Here is a 15975-nt window from a genome sequence, read left to right on the forward strand (position 1 = left end):
ATGGACGCAAGCAGCTCCTAAAACAATAGCACCACGGCGCGCGCTTCAATGCTCAGGCCCTGCCCCACGGGGCCCAGCTTTTCCGCCGTTTTGGCTTTGATATTGACACGCCCGGCATCCAGCCCCAGGGCCTCGGCGATGCATAAACGCATGCCCGGGATATGAGGGGCCAGTTTGGGGGCCTGCGCCACCACGGTGCTGTCGATATTGCCTATGTGCAGCTGGCGCTCGGCCAGCAGCCGGCCGGTTTCGCGCAGCAGGACCACCGAATCGGCGCCTTTGAAGCGGGCATCGGTGTCCGGAAAATGTCCGCCTATGTCACCCAGCCCCGCCGCACCCAGCAAGGCGTCGATGATGGCGTGGATCAGCACATCGGCGTCCGAGTGACCAAGCAAACCCACGCTGTGTGGAATGGTCACGCCGCCGATGATGAGGGGTCGTCCCGGCACCAGCGCGTGCGTGTCCCAGCCCTCGCCGATGCGGAAAGGTGGCAGTTCAGACGGGGGCATGGCGGGGTTCATCAGGTGAGGCTTTCGTAGGCGCGACTGGGGAGTTGGCAGTGGTGTGGGCGCTTCTGCATTGGATCAAGGCTTCGGCCAGCAAAAAATCCTCCGGGTAAGTGACCTTGAAGTTGTGTGCGCTGCCGCGCACCAGCTTGGGTGCGAGCCCGACGGCATCCATGGCACTGGCCTCGTCGGTGACGGCTTCGCCCAAGGTGACGGCCATTTGCAGGGCTTGCCGCAGCGCGCCCAGGCGAAACATCTGCGGCGTTTGTGCCAGCCATTTGTCCACACGGTCGACGGTGGCCAGCACTCGGCCGTCCTTGCCTTGTTTGAGCGTGTCGGGCACCGGCTGGGCCAACAGGCCGCCTACCGGATCGCAGTAGCAAGCGTCTATCAGCTGTTCGATCAAGGCGGGCGTGATCAGGCAACGCGCCGCATCATGCACCAGCACCCAGTCGTCAGGCTCGGCGCCGGTACTAGCAAGCTGGCTCAGGCCATTGAGCACGGTCGCGGCGCGGCTGGCCCCGCCGCAGGCCGCTACCTCATACGCGGTGCTGGGCTGCTGGCTGAAAAAATTGTCTCCGGGCGCGATCACCACCAGGCAGGAGGCGATGCGCGGCACCTGGGAAAAAGCCTGCAAGGTATGCTGCACCATGGGGATGCCGGCAATCGGCTGGTACTGTTTGGGCAAGGTGGTACCGGCCTGTTGCGCAGCACTCTCGGCGATGGCCCGCGTGCCCTGACCCGCACACGGGATCAGCGCAAAAAAGCGGGGAATCAGGGATTTGGGACTGTTTGTCGTCATGACTTCATCATAGATTCTAAAATCAGACTGACAAAGGCTAGCCAGAGCTGCGCGCACCCCACTCCACACGGTTTGGGGTGTTTCCGTTTTTTCGCCGTTCCCTGTTACTTTTTCCGACTGCATTCATGGATTTACCCAAACTGCTTCCCGGCAAACGCTACACGCTGCCCCAGCCCACCGGTTCGGCCGATGCCCTTTTGCTGGCGCAGTTGGGGCTGAAGGAAAAGGCCGGCGGGCGGCTGACCGCCATCGTCACCTCCGACGCCACCACCGCGCAGCGGCTGATCGACGAGATTGCGTTTTTTGCGCCCGCCCTGCGCTGCGCCTTGTTTCCCGACTGGGAAACCTTGCCTTACGACACGTTTTCACCGCACCAGGATTTGATCAGCGAGCGGCTGGCCACCTTGTGGCGCATCAGCCAGCGCGACAAGGACACCGGCGCCGATGTGGTCATCGTGCCTGCCACGACCGCGCTTTACCGCCTGGCGCCGCCCAGCTTTCTGGCCGGTTATACCTTTGAGTTCAAGGTCAAACAAAAGCTGGACGAAGCCAAACTCAAGAGCCAGTTGACCCTGGCCGGTTACAGCCATGTCACGCAAGTCGTCAGCCCCGGTGAATACGCGGTGCGCGGCGGCCTGATCGACCTCTTCCCCATGGGTTCACCCGTGCCTTACCGCGTGGACCTGTTCGACGACGAAATCGACAGCATCCGCACCTTCGACCCGGACAGCCAGCGCAGCCTCTACCCGGTGCCCGAAGTACGCCTGTTGCCGGGTCGCGAGTTCCCGATGGACGACGATGCCCGCGCCAAGTTCAGGAACCGCTGGCGTGAATTACTGGAAGGCGACCCGACCAAAAGCCGCATCTACAAGGACATAGGCAACGGCGTGGCCACGGCCGGCATCGAGTATTACCTGCCGCTGTTTTTTGAAGAAACCGCCACGGTGTTCGACTACCTGGGCCCACAAGCCACGGTGGTCTTGCACGGCGACCTGGAGCCGGCCTTCCAGCGTTTCTGGCAAGACACCAAAGACCGCTACCGCCTCGTCAAGGATGCGCCGGACCGGCCAGCGCTGCCGCCCGAGGCCCTGTTCCTGAGCAGCGAGCAGTTTTATGCACGCGCCAACGACTACGCGCAGCTGGCCATCCGCGCGGCGGTCGAGGATGTGGCCGACAACGCGTATTTCCAGAAACTCGGTGAAATGTCCGTGGTACGCGGCGCCGAAGACCCGCTGGCCCGGCTCAAGGCGCATATCCGCAACACCCAGCAACGCGTCTTGCTGCTGGCCGAAAGCGACGGCCGGCGCGAAAGCCTGCTCGATTTTCTGCGCGCCAGCAGCCTGAGCCCCCCGGCCTTTGATTCGCTGGAAGACTTCCAAACCAGCCCCGAAAAGCTGGGTATTGCCACGGCGGCACTCAACACCGGTTTCAGTTGGCTGGCGGGCGACATTGATTTCGTCACCGAAACCGAGCTGTTTGCAGCCGGTGCGGTCACGCGCCGACGCAACAAGAAGCAAGAACAGGTCAGCGATGTCGAGGCGCTGATCAAGGACCTTTCCGAGCTCAATGTCGGCGACCCGGTGGTGCACAGCGCCCATGGCATAGGCCGCTACAAGGGCCTGATCAACATGGACCTGGGCCAGGGCACAACCGAGTTTTTGCACCTGCAGTATGCCGACGAGGCCACCTTGTACGTGCCGGTCAGCCAGTTGCAGCAAATCAGCCGTTACACCGGCGTCAGCGCCGACGAGGCGCCGCTGCACCGCCTGGGCAGCGGCCAATGGGAAAAAGCCAAACGCAAAGCCGCCGAACAGGTGCGCGACTCGGCCGCCGAGTTGCTCAACATCTACGCGCGCCGCGCCGCGCGTGAAGGCCATGCCTTCCGTTATTCACCCGACGACTACGAAACCTTTGCCAACGACTTCGGCTTTGAGGAAACCGCCGACCAGCGCGCCGCCATCCATGCCGTGATCCAGGACATGATCAGCCCGCGGCCCATGGACCGGCTGGTCTGCGGCGATGTGGGCTTCGGCAAGACCGAGGTGGCGCTGCGCGCCGCCTTCATCGCCATCACAGGCGGCAAACAGGTGGCGCTGCTGGCGCCCACCACCTTGCTGGCCGAGCAGCATTACCAGACCCTGGTGGACCGTTTTGCCAAGTGGCCGGTCAAGGTCGCCGAAATGAGCCGCTTCCGCTCCGGCAAGGAAATCAGCGCCGCCATCAAGGGCATCGCCGACGGCAGCGTGGACATCGTCGTCGGCACGCACAAGCTGCTGAGCCAGGACGTGAAGTTCCAGCGCCTGGGCCTGTTGATCATCGACGAGGAACATCGTTTCGGCGTGCGCCACAAGGAGGCCATGAAAGCCATGCGCGCCGAGGTCGATGTGTTGACCCTGACCGCCACGCCGATTCCGCGCACCCTGGGCATGGCGCTGGAAGGCCTGCGCGACCTGAGCGTGATTGCCACCGCGCCGCAGCGGCGCCTGGCGATCAAGACCTTTGTGCGCAGCGAGAACAATGGCGTGATCCGCGAAGCGGTGTTGCGCGAACTCAAACGCGGCGGCCAGGTTTATTTCCTGCACAACGAGGTCGAGACCATCCAGAACCGGCGTGAAAAACTCGAAGCCTTGCTGCCCGAAGCGCGTATTGCGGTGGCCCACGGCCAGATGCCCGAGCGCGAGCTGGAAAAAGTCATGAAAGACTTCATCGCCCAGCGCTACAACCTGCTGTTGTGCTCCACCATCATAGAAACCGGTATCGACGTGCCGACGGCCAACACCATCGTGATGAGCCGCGCCGACAAGTTCGGTCTGGCGCAGTTGCACCAGTTGCGCGGCCGGGTCGGTCGCAGCCACCACCAGGCTTATGCCTACCTGATGGTGCCAGACATCGAGGGCCTGACCAAACAGGCCAGCCAGCGCCTGGAAGCGATCCAGCAGATGGAAGAACTTGGCTCGGGCTTTTACCTGGCCATGCACGACCTGGAGATACGCGGCACCGGTGAGGTGCTGGGTGAAAACCAGAGCGGCAACATGATGGAGATCGGCTTCCAGCTCTACAACGAGATGCTCAACGAAGCCGTGGCCTCGCTGAAAGCCGGCCGCGAGCCCGACCTGCTGGCGCCGCTCAATGTCAGCACCGAAATCAACCTGCACGCGCCGGCCCTGTTGCCCAGCGACTATTGCGGCGATGTGCACCTGCGCCTGTCCTTTTACAAGAAGCTGGCCACCGCCAAAAAGACCGAACAGATCGACGACCTGCTCGAAGAAATTGTCGACCGTTTCGGCAAGCTGCCGGCCCAGGCGCAAACCCTGATCGACGTACATCGCCTGCGGGTGATCGCCAAGCCTTATGGCGTGGTCAAGGTGGATGCGGCCCCGAACGTGATCAACATCACCTTCAAGAAAGACCCGCCCATTGAGACCATGGCCATCATGCATCTGATCCAGAAGAACAAACACATCAAGCTGGCCGGCAACGACAAGCTGCGTATCGAACGCGAACTCAAGGAGCCGAAGGAACGCGCGCAAATGGTGCGCGACGTTCTGCGCTCGCTCGGAAAACCCACCACCAAGGAAACCACGCCCGCATGATCCCCGCTGAAATCTCTCCCGGCCTGGTTGTCAACGCCGCCCTCCCTCAACGCAGCCTCAGCAACTTCAAGCTGATCGCCTTCGACATGGACTCGACCCTCATCAACATCGAATGTATCGATGAAGTCGCCGATGCGGCGGGCCGCAAGGCCGAGGTGGCGGCCATCACCGAAGCCACCATGCGCGGCGAAATCACCGACTTCAAGGAAAGCCTGCGTCGCCGCGTCGCCCTGCTCAAAGGTGTCAGCGTGGCCAGCATGGACGAGGTCTACCACCAGCGCCTGCGGCTCAACCCCGGCGCGGCCGACTGGTGCATGCCTGCAAGAAGGCCGGCATGAAGGTGTTGCTGGTCAGCGGTGGTTTTACCTTTTTCGCAGACCGCATCCGTGACGAATTAGGCATCGACTACACCCGCGCCAACGTGCTGGACGTCGAAGCTGGCTTGTTGACCGGGCGACTGGTGGACCAGCCCTGGGGTGACATTTGCGACGGCGCGGAAAAACGCAAGATGCTGCTGGAGACCTGCGAGAAGCTGGGCATACGCCCCGACCAGACGATTGCCGTGGGTGACGGCGCCAACGACCTGCCCATGATGGGCGTCGCAGGCCTGTCCGTGGCCTACCACGCCAAACCCAAGGTGCGCGAGCAGGCCATGGTGGCCATCAATGCTGGCGGCCTGGACCGTCTGCTGGAAGTCATCCGCTGAGCATGTTTTTACTCAAGCGTTTCGAAAAGCTGCTGCATCCCTACCCCGATGCCGAACCGGTGTTGCCGCCCAAAGGCTTTGTCGCCTTCATCTGGGCGGCGTCGCAGGGCGCGCGCGGCTACATCGTGTTGCTGGCCCTGCTGTCGGCGGCCATGGCGACTTTCGACGCGCTGCTGTTTGCCATCCTGGGCCGCATCGTGGACTGGTTGGCCACCACCCCGCCGACACAACTGTGGGCGGCACACGGCAGCGTGCTGACCTGGCTGCTGGTGGTTGTGCTGGCCAGCGTGCTGGTGGTCGCGCTGCAGACCATCGTCAAACACCAGACCCTGGCGATCAACTTTCCCATGCGACTGCGCTGGAACTTTCACCGGCTGATGCTGGGCCAGAGCCTGTCTTTTTACCAGGACGAGTTTGCCGGGCGCCTGACCACCAAGGTCATGCAAACCGCGCTGGCCGTGCGCGACACCTTGTTTGTGATGGCCGACGTGCTGGTGACCATGGGCGCTTACGTGGTCACCATGACGGTGCTGGCCGGCTCCTTCGACCTCAAGCTGGTGCTGCCCTTCTTGATCTGGCTGGTGCTGTACATGATGACGCTGGTTTATTTTGTGCCGCGGCTGGGCCACATCGGCAAGCAGCAGGCCGATGCACGTTCGCTGATGACAGGCCGCATCACAGACGCCTACACCAACATCACCACCGTCAAGCTGTTCTCCCACACCCAGCGCGAAGCCGGTTTTGCACGCGCCGCCATGCTGGACTTCATGAAAACCGGCCACAGCCAGATGCGCCTGGTCAGCCTGTTCGAGATCGTCAACCATGCGCTCAGCATGGCGCTCATCATCGGCATGGCCGGCACTTCCTTGTGGCTGTGGTCGCGCGGCGCCGTCGGCGCCGGTGCCGTGGCGGCAGCCACCGCCATGGCGCTGCGCCTGCAAGGCATGTCGCACTGGATCATGTGGGAAACCACCAGCCTGTTTGAAAGTGTGGGCACGGTGCAGGACGGCATCAACACCCTGACCCGTGCGCGCACCATCGTCGACAAGCCCAATGCCAGCGTGCTGGACGTGCCGCGCGGCGAGATCCGTTTCGAGCAGGCGAGTTTCAGCTACGCCAAAGACACGGCACCGGTCATCAACAAACTGAATCTCACCGTCAAGCCCGGTGAAAAGATTGGCCTGATCGGCCGCTCCGGCGCCGGAAAATCCACGCTGGTCAACCTGCTGCTGCGCTTTCACGACCTGGATGCCGGCCGCATCCTGATCGACGGACAGGACATCCGGGAGGTGACCCAGGACAGCCTGCGCAGCCACATCGGCATGGTGACCCAGGACACCTCGCTGCTGCACCGCTCGGTGCGCGACAACATCGCCTACAGCCGGCCTAACGCCACCGAAGAAGACATTCACATCGCCGCGCGTCGCGCCGAGGCCGACGGATTTATCGCCCACCTGAGCGATCCGCATGGCCGCAAGGGTTACGACGCCCATGTGGGCGAACGCGGCGTCAAGCTTTCCGGCGGGCAGCGTCAGCGTATCGCGATTGCGCGTGTGATGCTCAAGGACGCACCTATCCTGCTGCTCGACGAAGCCACCAGCGCGCTCGATTCCGAAGTGGAAGTGGCGATCCAGAGCAGCCTCAACACCTTGATGCAGGGCAAAACCGTGATTGCGATCGCCCACCGCCTCTCGACCATCGCCGCCATGGACCGGCTGATCGTGCTGGACCAGGGCCGCATTGTGGAAGAAGGCGACCACCGCAGCCTGCTGGCCAACGGCGGTTTGTACGCGCGGCTGTGGGCACACCAGAGCGGTGGCTTCCTGGCCGACAACATCGAGGAAGCCGAACTGGTCTAAGAGCCTGTTGACGCTCTAAGCCTTCTCGATCACCGGCCGGCCAGCCTGCACCACAAAGGCCGCCAGCGTTTCAATGCAGCTGTCGGCCTGGGTCACGTCGCTCACCACACGCAAAGTGGTGCTCAACTGGCGCGGCGTGAACTCCACCACGCCGTAACCCTTGCGTTCCGAGTCGGCAAACACGAAGTGCGGATTTTCGGCCAGCAGTGTCGGAATTTTGGCGTTGCCGGCCGAGCGCGAGGTGATGCTGGTGCCGCAAAACTCCACACCAAGCGTAGCGCTGGCGGCATCCGCATAGTTGGCCTTGACGTGGCCTACCCAGTTTTCATGCACGTCGCCGCCCAGCAGCACCGGGTTGGCGACCGCGTGTTGGCGCAAGGCGCCGGTCAGGCGTGTACGCGCCGCCGCATAACCATCCCAGCCATCGTTCCATAACACCTGTCCCGGCCCCTTGTGAAAATCGCGTTGCCCGAACAAGGACTGCTGGCCCAACACGTTCCAGCCGCTTTCCTTGCTCGCAGCCTTGGCGAGTTCGGCGTCCAGCCACTGTTCCTGCTGGTGGCCCAGCAAGCTGCGCGCCGGATCATGCCATGACGGACAACTCGCCGGGTTCAGCGTGCTGGAGCCTTTTTTGCCGTCGCGGCTGCAGACCTGCCTATCTTTGTACTGCCGGCCATCCAGCATGTACAGCGAAGCCAGGCGTCCATAAGGCTGGCGCTGATAGATACGCATCTCGGCGCCGCTGGCCAGCCCCGCCAAGGCGGGTGTCAGCACCGACAAACGCACCGGCATGTGTTCATAAAACGCCTGGTAGGCGGCGGTGCGTCTGGCCGCAAAGTCCGGCACCGGCACGCCGCTGTTGCCTTCGCTCAGGCCCGCGTAATCGTTTTGCACCTCGTGGTCATCCCAGCTCACCAGCCACGGGCAGGCCGCGTGCATGGCCTGCAAATCGGCATCGCCCTTGTGCAGCGCATAACGCTGGCGGTAGTCGTCCAGCGTCAGCACCCAGCCGCCGGTGGGCGCACGCACGGCGTTGCTGGCACCGGGGTATTCATAGATGTAGTCGCCCAGGAACATCACCAGGTCCAGGTTCTCCTCGCGCATGTGCCGGTAGGCGCTGTAATAACCGTGCTCCCAGCGCTGGCAGGAGGCATACGCCAGGCGCAGTTTTGCCACCACCGCATCCGGCGCGGGAAAGGTGCGGGTGCGCCCGGTGGCACTCACGGCGTCCCCAGCGAGAAAGCGGTAAAAATACCAGCGGTCAGCCTCCAGCCCCGGCACCTCCACATGCACGGCATGGGCCAAGCCGGCCAGCGCCTGTGCCTGCCCGTGCTGCACCACGCGGGAAAACTGTTCGTCGTGCGCCACTTCCCAGCGCACCGTGACCGGCGCCGGGTCGTCCTTGCGCATCAGCCGTGTCCACAAGACCACCGAGTCGTGGGTCGGCGAACCGCTGGCCACGCCCAGCGTGAAGGGGTTCCTGCCCAGGCGCGACTGGGACCAGGCGCTGCGTGGCAGCCACAAGGTCGCGGCACTGGCGGCGGCCAGCTGGAGAAGGTGGCGACGGCTGGCAAAAGATGGTGTCATGTGTGGCTTGTCCTCACGAAGAGTGTCGCTGATCATGGCGACAAATCGATGACCCTCTGCCGACAAACGTCTAGACAAGCCGGGCCAGGCTGGTTACTGTAGGAAAAATCACCCCCACGGAGAAACATCATGGCCCTCGTTCACGCCCAGCCGCTCGATGTCATCAATCTGCGTCCCCTGGACGGGCAGTTGCACGAAGTCAAAACCCACAGCCTGCTCAAGACCGACAAGCTGCAACTGATGCGCCTGGTGCTGGCCGCCGGCCAAACCGTGCCCGAGCACCATGTGTCCGGAGAGATCACCATCCATTGCCTGGAGGGCCAGGTGCGGGTCAACACCCCGCGGCGTCAACAGGCGCTGGCGGCTGGCGAATTGATGGCCTTGCCGGCCCATGAACCACATGCGCTGGAAGCCCACAGTGATGCCTCCTTGCTGGTGACCATCTTGCTGCATCCCTGAACAGCTATACGGTCATGAGCTGATTCGCTCTTCTTTTGATAGCTGACCGCGCCCGCTCTATCTGGGCCAGGCATCGTTTTTAAGCCTGACTACCGCGCTTGCGCCACCAGATGATCGGTCAGCAGGCGGGCCGCCGGCGACAGGCTGGCGTAGTCACGAAAACAAATCGCAAAACGCCGTTTGGCCCAGGCATCGGTCAGCGGAATCACCGTGAGCCCCAGCACCTGGGCATAAGGTTCGGCGACCTCGCGCGGCACCACGCAGATGGCCAGGTTGGCGCGCACCACACGCATGGCGGCATCAAAGGTGGAAACCACCGCGCGGTAAGCCAGCGGCTTGCCGGCCCTGGCCGCCGCGCGCTGCAGCATGATCTGCACCGCGCTGGACGGCGGCAGGCCCACATGGTCATCACCCAAGGTTTGCTCGAAGCGTAATGTCTTGCGCGTCGCCAGTGCATGGCCCGGATGGGTGACCACGGCCAGGTGGTCGCTGCGGTAGGGGCGTGACGCCAGGTCTTCAAAATCGGCGACGTCCCAACACACACCGACCGAGGCGCTGCCATCTTTCAGGCCGCGCACCACCTCGGCGCTGACACGCTCCTCCATGTCCACCTGGATGTCCCGGTGCGCCGGGTCCTGCAGAAACAGCGCCACGTCTTCGGGCAGCGACTCGGCAATCGACGAGGCCGAGGCCAGGATGCGCACATGGCCCTTGATGCCCGAGGCATAAGCCGCCAGGTCGCGCTCGATGCGGCCCACGCTGGCTTGCATGGCCCGCGCATGTTCCAGCAGCGCCAGCCCCGCCGGCGTCGGCAACACGCCGCGCCGACCGCGCACCAGCAAAGCCGCACCCACCGTGTTTTCGAGCTGGGCCAGGCGCTTGCTGATGGCCGAGGCCACGATGTGTTCCTGCTCGCCGGCACGGGCGATGTTGCCGGTCTCGCAGACCGCGACAAACAGCCGCAGGGAAGTCAGGTCCAGGTCACGCACAAGCTGCCTTTGGAGTTGGAAAACGGCTTGATTATGACATTCCATTTTGGAACGTTAATGCTGACGATATTGATTTTGTGAATGTTTATGGAACTCCTAAACTTCACCTCACATGACCGATCCCAGCACTGAACCCATGACCCTTCCCACCCCACGCCCCGCTATCGTTATCCGCGAGGTCGGTTTGCGCGACGGCCTGCAAAGCATCGCGCGCGTCTTGCCCACGGCGCAAAAAATCGAATGGCTACAGCAGGCTTACGACTGCGGCCTGCGCGAAATCGAGGTTGGCTCTTTTGTGCCGGCCCGGCTGCTGCCGCAACTCGCGGACACGGCCGAACTCGTGGCTTTTGCCAAAACCCTGCCCGGCCTCCGGGTGTCGGTGCTGGTGCCCAACCTCCAGGGCGCACGCGCCGCCTTGGCCAGCGGCGCCGACCTGCTGCTGGTACCGATGTCGGCCAGTGCCGCGCACAGCCGGGTCAATGTGCGCAAGGAACCCGACGCCATGGTGAACGAGCTGGCACGTATTTGTGCGGCGCGTGATGCCAGCGGTTCACGCGCGCTGGTCGAAGGCGGCGTGGGCACGGCGTTTGGTTGTACCTTGCAAGGCCATGTTGCGCCGGCCGAGGTCTTGCGCCTGCTGCAGGCCGCACTGGATGCGGGCGCGGACCGGGTCAGCCTGGCCGACACCGTGGGTTATGCCGACCCGGCCGCGGTGCAGGCCTTGTTCACGCAGGCGCGCCAGATCGCGGGCGAGCGCTTGTGGTGCGGGCATTTCCACGACACACGCGGACTGGCCCTGGCCAATGTGTATGCGGCGCTGCAGGCCGGCATCACCCGTTTTGACGCCTCGCTGGCCGGCATAGGCGGCTGCCCGCATGCGCCCGGTGCCAGCGGCAACGTGGCGACCGAAGACCTTGCTTACATGCTGGCCAGCATGGGCCTGCCCACCGGCATCAACCTTCCCCGCCTGCTGGCCTTGCGCGCGCGTGTCGCCGCCTGGCTGGACGGTGAAACCCTGCACGGCAGCTTGTGGCGCGCCGGCCTTCCCACAACCCTGCTGGCCGCGAACGCGCCGGCTGAACTAACTGCTGCCGCATGACCCACACCCCTCCTCTTCCCTTGGCCGGCATCCGCGTGGTCGAGTTCACCCACATGGTCATGGGCCCGACTTGCGGCATGATCCTGGCCGACCTGGGCGCCGAGGTCATCAAGATCGAGCCGCCAGGCGGCGACCGCACACGCAAGCTGCCGGGCTTGGGCATAGGCTTTTTCCGCAGTTTCAACCGCAACAAAAAAAGCGTGGTGCTGGATGTTGATACGCCGGAAGGCCATGCCAGCGCGCTGGCGTTAATCGCCGGTGCCGACATCATGATCGAAAACTTTCGCCCCGGCCGCATGGCGACCCTGGGTCTGGACCATGCGAGCCTTGCAAAACAGTTTCCGCACCTGATTTATGTCTCGCACAAAGGTTTTTTGCCCGGGCCTTACGAACACCGCACGGCGCTTGACGAGGTGGTGCAGATGATGGGCGGCCTGGCCTACATGACCGGCCCCGAAGGCCGACCCTTGCGCGCCGGCACCAGCGTGAACGACATCATGGGCGGCATGTTCGGCGCCATCGGCGTGTTGGCGGCCATCATTGAACGGCGTGCCACCGGCCAAGGCCAGGAAATACAAAGCGCGCTGTTTGAAAACTGCGTGTTCCTCAACGCGCAGCACATGCAGCAGTATTCGATGACCGGCGAGCCGCCGCCGCCCATGCCGTCGCGCGTCTCGGCCTGGAGCGTGTACGACGTTTTCACCCTGGCCGAAGGTGAGCAGTTGTTCATCGCCGCTGTCAGCGACAAACATTGGCTGAACTTGTGCGGCATCCTGGACCAGCCGGCCCTGGCCGCCGACGAATCCTTGCGCACCAACGCCCAGCGGGTCGCCCTGCGCCCGGCCCTGCTACGCACCCTGGGCGACATTCTGAAGCACCACCGGGCTGACGAATTGAGCGCCAAACTCGAAGCCGCCGGCCTGCCTTATGCGCCCATCATGCGGCCCGAGCAGTTGCTGGACGATACCCACCTGCGGGCCAGCGGCGGCATCACACCCATGCAAACCGAAGACGGCGGCAGCACCGACGTGGTGTTGTTGCCGCTGCTGATGGCCGGCCGCAGGTTGGGTGTGCGCCAGCCACTGGCCGGTATCGGTGAACATACAGCCGAGGTGCTGGAAGCGCTGGCCGTGCAGGCCTGAAGCCACACAAGATCACTGACACACAAAAAAGGAGACCATCATGAACCCCATCCCCCTTCAGCGCCGGCAACTCGTCACGCTCGCCGCCTTCGCCAGCCTCGCGCTGGCCCTGCCCGGCGCTTACGCCCAGGCACCGGACAAGGCGCTCAAGATGATTTTGCCGATAGGCCCCGGCTCCGGCGTGGATGCCGCCGCCCGCGCCATGAGCAACGGCCTGAGCAAAGCCTTGGGCCAGCCGGTCGTGATCGAAAACCTGCCGGGCGCCGGCGGCATCACCGGCACGGCGCAACTTGTCAAGGCGCCCAAAGACGGTTCGACCATCGCGATTGTGTCGAACAACCACGTGGTCAACCCCAACGTCTACAAAACCATCCCCTTCGACTCGATCAACGACATCACGCCCATCATGGTGGTCGGCGCCCTGCCTTTTGTGCTGGTCGCCCATCCCTCGCTGCCGGCCAAAAACATCAGGGAACTGGTGGCCCTGGCCAAGGCCAAACCGGGGACGCTGAACTACGCGTCCTCGGGCAACGGCACCATCATCCACCTGGCCGGCGAGATGCTGGTCAGTGAAGCGCAGGTCGACATCAAACACGTGCCTTACCGCGCCACCGGCCAGATGTTGACGGACATCATCGGTGGCCAGGTGCAGATGGGCTTCATCGCCATCAGCGTGGCCGCGCCCCACATCAAGTCGGGCGCCTTGCGTGCGCTGGGCGTGTCCACACCGGTCCGCTCACCCCTGCTGCCCGAGGTGCCCACCATCGCCGAACAAGGGCTGCCCCACTATGCGCTGGACGGCTGGTTTGGCGTGATCGGCCCGGCCGGCCTGGCAGTGTCCGAGGTCAACCGCCTCAATGCCGGCTTCAAAACCGCGCTGGCCACACCCGAGGTGCGCGACGCCTTGCTGGCTCAAGGCTATCTGTTGCAAGGCAGCTCCCCCGACGTGGCGGCGCAGTACTTTCGCAGCGAAGTGGCGCGCATGGGTGCGCTGGTGAAGAAGGCCGGTGTCAAGCTGGACTGAGCCCCGGCTGGGGTCACGTCCCAGTCGCTCTTGTTTTGATAGCTGCTTGCGCCCGTCCTTCCTGGGCTGGGGGCCTGTTTTCTTCTGAATTGCAGGAAAAACAACCGGCTCAGGCTTCCGGCAGGGGCAGATCCCGGGCGATTTCGGTGAGGCAATAGGCAAAAAACTCATCGAGTTCGCGGGACTTGTCGAACACCGCATCGGCACCCAGCGCCAGGCTGCGCCGGCGAATATCGGGTGTCGCGTCATTGGTCAGCACCACCACCTTTTGATAAGGCTCGCGCTGCCGGCAACCGGCCAGCACACCCAGGCCGCTGCCCTCCTCGAGAAACATGTCAACCACGGCCAGTTGCCAATGGCCATCATGCAAGGTTAACCAGCGTGTTGCCTCCGCCTCGGTCGCGGCATGGCCTATCACTTTCACCAGCGCGATTTCTTCCAGCGTCTCGATCAGGGTGTCCAGAATTTTCTGGTTGCCTTCGACGAGGTAGGTGATGAGTGCCACGAGCTGTCCAATCTTTGACGGGAACCATTCGCTAAACCCCGGGCAGCAAACCGGCCGCACCCGGGCTCAATTCAACAACAGCAACCACTGCGCCCGCTGCTGCAGGTGGGCGACCTTCAGCCGCGCATGCGCCGCATCCAGCGCCTCGAAGGCCGCGTCCAGGGCGGCCGGATTCGGCACCGGAGAATGCAGCAGCAAGTCGTAAGTGGCTCGCAAAAGATCGTAGTCAGCCAGGGCCACCGTGGGCGGCATGTAAGACGTGATCACTTGTGCCTGCATTTCATCCCCCGGTTGGTCCCATAGTCCGACCCGCAAATGGCCTGTCCTCCAACCATTCTGGGCAGGCCGTCTGGCCCGGGCCATAGGCGGCCACAACATCGCTGTGTGGGAAAGCACCTACCTCATGGCAGGGTTGTCACAAGGGCCGCAGATGGGTGGGCGCATCGTGGTCGCCCATGGCTCGCTTGAAGCGGATGTGGGCTTCGTCCATGGCCACCATGGCGGCGTTCACGGCTTTGTCGTCGGGCGGACTCATGCTCAGGAACTTCATGTAGTCGGCACGCGCTGCGTCATAGTCGGCCAGCGCTTTTTGGGCATCAAACAAATCAAGCGGGATCATGGCGAATCACAATGCGGGGCGCGCCACGCCGGGGTCTTCGGGATGCGCCATGGGCGGCACCGGGCCCAGGTCGGGCTCGACCGGCAGTTCTGCCGGGCTGGGCATGGGTTTTCCGCCGGGCTGCAGAGGCGGCAAATCTTCCGGCTGGCTGGGACGTGTGGTGAGGGTCATCTGGCTTGAACTTCTAAAACATGGAAAGCAGCGCTTCCAGGGTCAGGTCCGCGCTGGCCAGTGTGGCCGCGGCGGCCACACTGATGGAGAGGACCGAACAGTAGGCGATCACCGCCATCAGCAGGCGACGCGCACCCTGGGCCACAGACCGGTTCCGGACGGGAGAGGATACTGGCCGTGGATGCGGTTTCATGGCGGGCGCCGGAAGTTGCAAATGGTGATCCATCATGGCTTGCCCGCGCACGGCGCGACCATAGGCAGAGTCGCCAAGATGCTGTCGGCGCTGTCCGACAGCGCCAGGCTTATTTTTCAGGGACCGGCAGTATCAGCACGGGGGCGCTGGTCTGGGGTGCTATACGCACGGAGGTCGCGCCTGGCGGCACCACCACGGTCTCGACCTCGCGGATCACGCCGCCGCCGGCCACGCTGCCGCTGCTATTGCCGTAACCCATCACGCGCACTTCACAGGCCGCGCGCTCATCGCCGCTCAACACCTCGCAGCGCTGGCGGGCATTCACCTCGAATTGCGAACCGCTGTTGTCCAGCTTGCCCTGGCGTTTTGCCGCAGCGGCATTGTTGACTTCCCGCAGGCAGGTGGCCTGGTCCTCCTGGCTCCGGCCCTGCAGACAGGCGGCGCGTTCCTTGCGGGCATCGCCGGAATTGTCGATGCCGGTGCTACCGCTCGCCGTGATCGGCACTTGTGCCATGGCCGCCGTAGCCGCCAGCAACAGGGACAGCCCCAGACCGGTCAGCGGTCCGTGCGGCCGAAAATTTTTCAAGGTCATCATGCTCAAGCTCCCAGGCTTTGAAGGAAGCTTCAGTCTAGAAAGACAATGGCCTGCGGCCTGAGGGATTTCATCGCCACGGCCGGCCGCCGCGCACCCGAGTCCCTGTAGGACCAGGCGTTCAGCGCA

At 63.7% G+C, this 15975-nt stretch carries 18 protein-coding genes and 1 pseudogene; 9 read left to right on the forward strand and 10 right to left on the reverse strand.

All coding sequences use genetic code 11. From position 1 onward, the window contains the following. Window positions 1–17: 17 nt before the first annotated feature. Together ispF and ispD are read right to left on the reverse strand one after the other, a co-directional pair. Entirely contained in the window at window positions 18–509 is a 492-nt protein-coding gene (gene ispF / locus ACHMXK_RS14045) for a 2-C-methyl-D-erythritol 2,4-cyclodiphosphate synthase (protein WP_397441175.1), read from the reverse strand. Next, window positions 496–1308, reverse strand: coding sequence for a 2-C-methyl-D-erythritol 4-phosphate cytidylyltransferase (ispD, locus tag ACHMXK_RS14050; protein WP_397441176.1), 813 nt, complete (start codon window positions 1306–1308; stop codon window positions 496–498). The genes ispF and ispD overlap by 14 nt, the downstream gene beginning before the upstream one ends. Window positions 1309–1433: 125 nt before the next feature. Here ispD and mfd point away from each other — a divergent pair, with 125 nt between their 5' ends. From mfd to ACHMXK_RS14075, 5 genes and pseudogenes are all read left to right on the forward strand, one after another. Then, the gene (gene mfd / locus ACHMXK_RS14055; RefSeq protein ID WP_397441177.1) at window positions 1434–4901 is read left to right on the forward strand and encodes a transcription-repair coupling factor; all 3468 of its coding nucleotides are present in this window, start codon (window positions 1434–1436) and stop codon (window positions 4899–4901) included. Then, the gene (locus ACHMXK_RS14060) at window positions 4898–5239 is read left to right on the forward strand and encodes a hypothetical protein (RefSeq protein WP_397441178.1); all 342 of its coding nucleotides are present in this window, start codon (window positions 4898–4900) and stop codon (window positions 5237–5239) included. Before mfd ends, ACHMXK_RS14060 begins: the two co-directional genes overlap by 4 nt. After that, window positions 5137–5448, forward strand: a pseudogene (locus ACHMXK_RS14065) (haloacid dehalogenase-like hydrolase); the annotation flags it as partial. The gene ACHMXK_RS14060 and the pseudogene ACHMXK_RS14065, both read left to right, overlap by 103 nt. Then, on the forward strand, window positions 5440–5607 hold the full coding sequence (locus ACHMXK_RS14070; protein WP_397442525.1) for an HAD hydrolase family protein: 168 nt from the start codon (window positions 5440–5442) through the stop codon (window positions 5605–5607). The pseudogene ACHMXK_RS14065 and the gene ACHMXK_RS14070, both read left to right, overlap by 9 nt. A gap of 2 nt (window positions 5608–5609) precedes the next feature. Then, on the forward strand, window positions 5610–7466 hold the full coding sequence (locus ACHMXK_RS14075; RefSeq protein ID WP_397441179.1) for an ABC transporter ATP-binding protein: 1857 nt from the start codon (window positions 5610–5612) through the stop codon (window positions 7464–7466). A 15-nt stretch (window positions 7467–7481) separates the two neighbouring features. Here the strand turns inward: ACHMXK_RS14075 and ACHMXK_RS14080 are convergent, their stop codons facing one another. Next, window positions 7482–9053: an alkaline phosphatase D family protein gene (locus ACHMXK_RS14080; protein WP_397441180.1), complete on the reverse strand. Its 1572-nt coding sequence runs from the start codon at window positions 9051–9053 to the stop codon at window positions 7482–7484. Between the two features lie 129 nt (window positions 9054–9182). Here ACHMXK_RS14080 and ACHMXK_RS14085 point away from each other — a divergent pair, with 129 nt between their 5' ends. After that, window positions 9183–9512 (forward strand): cupin domain-containing protein, encoded by a 330-nt coding sequence (locus ACHMXK_RS14085; RefSeq protein WP_397441181.1) that lies wholly within the window; start codon window positions 9183–9185, stop codon window positions 9510–9512. Between the two features lie 89 nt (window positions 9513–9601). Here ACHMXK_RS14085 and ACHMXK_RS14090 read toward each other — a convergent pair whose 3' ends face one another. Beyond that, window positions 9602–10501, reverse strand: a complete 900-nt coding sequence (locus ACHMXK_RS14090) for a LysR family transcriptional regulator (RefSeq protein WP_397441182.1) — start codon at window positions 10499–10501, stop codon at window positions 9602–9604. Window positions 10502–10637: 136 nt separating this feature from the next. On the opposite strand from ACHMXK_RS14090, the gene ACHMXK_RS14095 reads away from it, so the two are divergent. Genes ACHMXK_RS14095 through ACHMXK_RS14105 form a run of 3 tightly spaced genes read left to right on the forward strand, consistent with a single transcriptional unit; the run spans window position 10638 to window position 13766 of the window. After that, window positions 10638–11600 (forward strand): hydroxymethylglutaryl-CoA lyase, encoded by a 963-nt coding sequence (locus ACHMXK_RS14095; RefSeq protein ID WP_397441183.1) that lies wholly within the window; start codon window positions 10638–10640, stop codon window positions 11598–11600. After that, window positions 11597–12742, forward strand: coding sequence for a CaiB/BaiF CoA transferase family protein (locus ACHMXK_RS14100; protein WP_397441184.1), 1146 nt, complete (start codon window positions 11597–11599; stop codon window positions 12740–12742). Before ACHMXK_RS14095 ends, ACHMXK_RS14100 begins: the two co-directional genes overlap by 4 nt. A gap of 40 nt (window positions 12743–12782) precedes the next feature. Continuing rightward, complete coding sequence (locus ACHMXK_RS14105) at window positions 12783–13766, forward strand: tripartite tricarboxylate transporter substrate binding protein (protein WP_397441185.1); 984 nt, start codon at window positions 12783–12785, stop codon at window positions 13764–13766. A 109-nt stretch (window positions 13767–13875) separates the two neighbouring features. Here the strand turns inward: ACHMXK_RS14105 and ACHMXK_RS14110 are convergent, their stop codons facing one another. The 6 genes from ACHMXK_RS14110 to ACHMXK_RS14135 form a co-directional block, all read right to left on the reverse strand. Next, on the reverse strand, window positions 13876–14271 hold the full coding sequence (locus ACHMXK_RS14110; protein ID WP_397441186.1) for a response regulator: 396 nt from the start codon (window positions 14269–14271) through the stop codon (window positions 13876–13878). Between the two features lie 66 nt (window positions 14272–14337). Next, window positions 14338–14538 carry a hypothetical protein gene (locus ACHMXK_RS14115; protein ID WP_397441187.1) on the reverse strand — a complete coding sequence of 67 codons (201 nt, stop codon included), beginning with the start codon at window positions 14536–14538 and terminating at the stop codon, window positions 14338–14340. A 148-nt stretch (window positions 14539–14686) separates the two neighbouring features. Next, window positions 14687–14890: a hypothetical protein gene (locus tag ACHMXK_RS14120; RefSeq protein ID WP_318409486.1), complete on the reverse strand. Its 204-nt coding sequence runs from the start codon at window positions 14888–14890 to the stop codon at window positions 14687–14689. 6 nt (window positions 14891–14896) lie between these two features. Then, complete coding sequence (locus tag ACHMXK_RS14125; RefSeq protein WP_397441188.1) at window positions 14897–15061, reverse strand: hypothetical protein; 165 nt, start codon at window positions 15059–15061, stop codon at window positions 14897–14899. Between the two features lie 13 nt (window positions 15062–15074). Continuing rightward, complete coding sequence (locus ACHMXK_RS14130; RefSeq protein ID WP_397441189.1) at window positions 15075–15206, reverse strand: hypothetical protein; 132 nt, start codon at window positions 15204–15206, stop codon at window positions 15075–15077. Between the two features lie 157 nt (window positions 15207–15363). Next, window positions 15364–15849, reverse strand: coding sequence for a hypothetical protein (locus tag ACHMXK_RS14135; RefSeq protein ID WP_397441190.1), 486 nt, complete (start codon window positions 15847–15849; stop codon window positions 15364–15366). Window positions 15850–15975 lie beyond the last annotated feature (126 nt).

The sequence above is a fragment of the Polaromonas sp. UC242_47 genome (assembly GCF_044452385.1).
Lineage (GTDB): Bacteria > Pseudomonadota > Gammaproteobacteria > Burkholderiales > Burkholderiaceae_C > Polaromonas.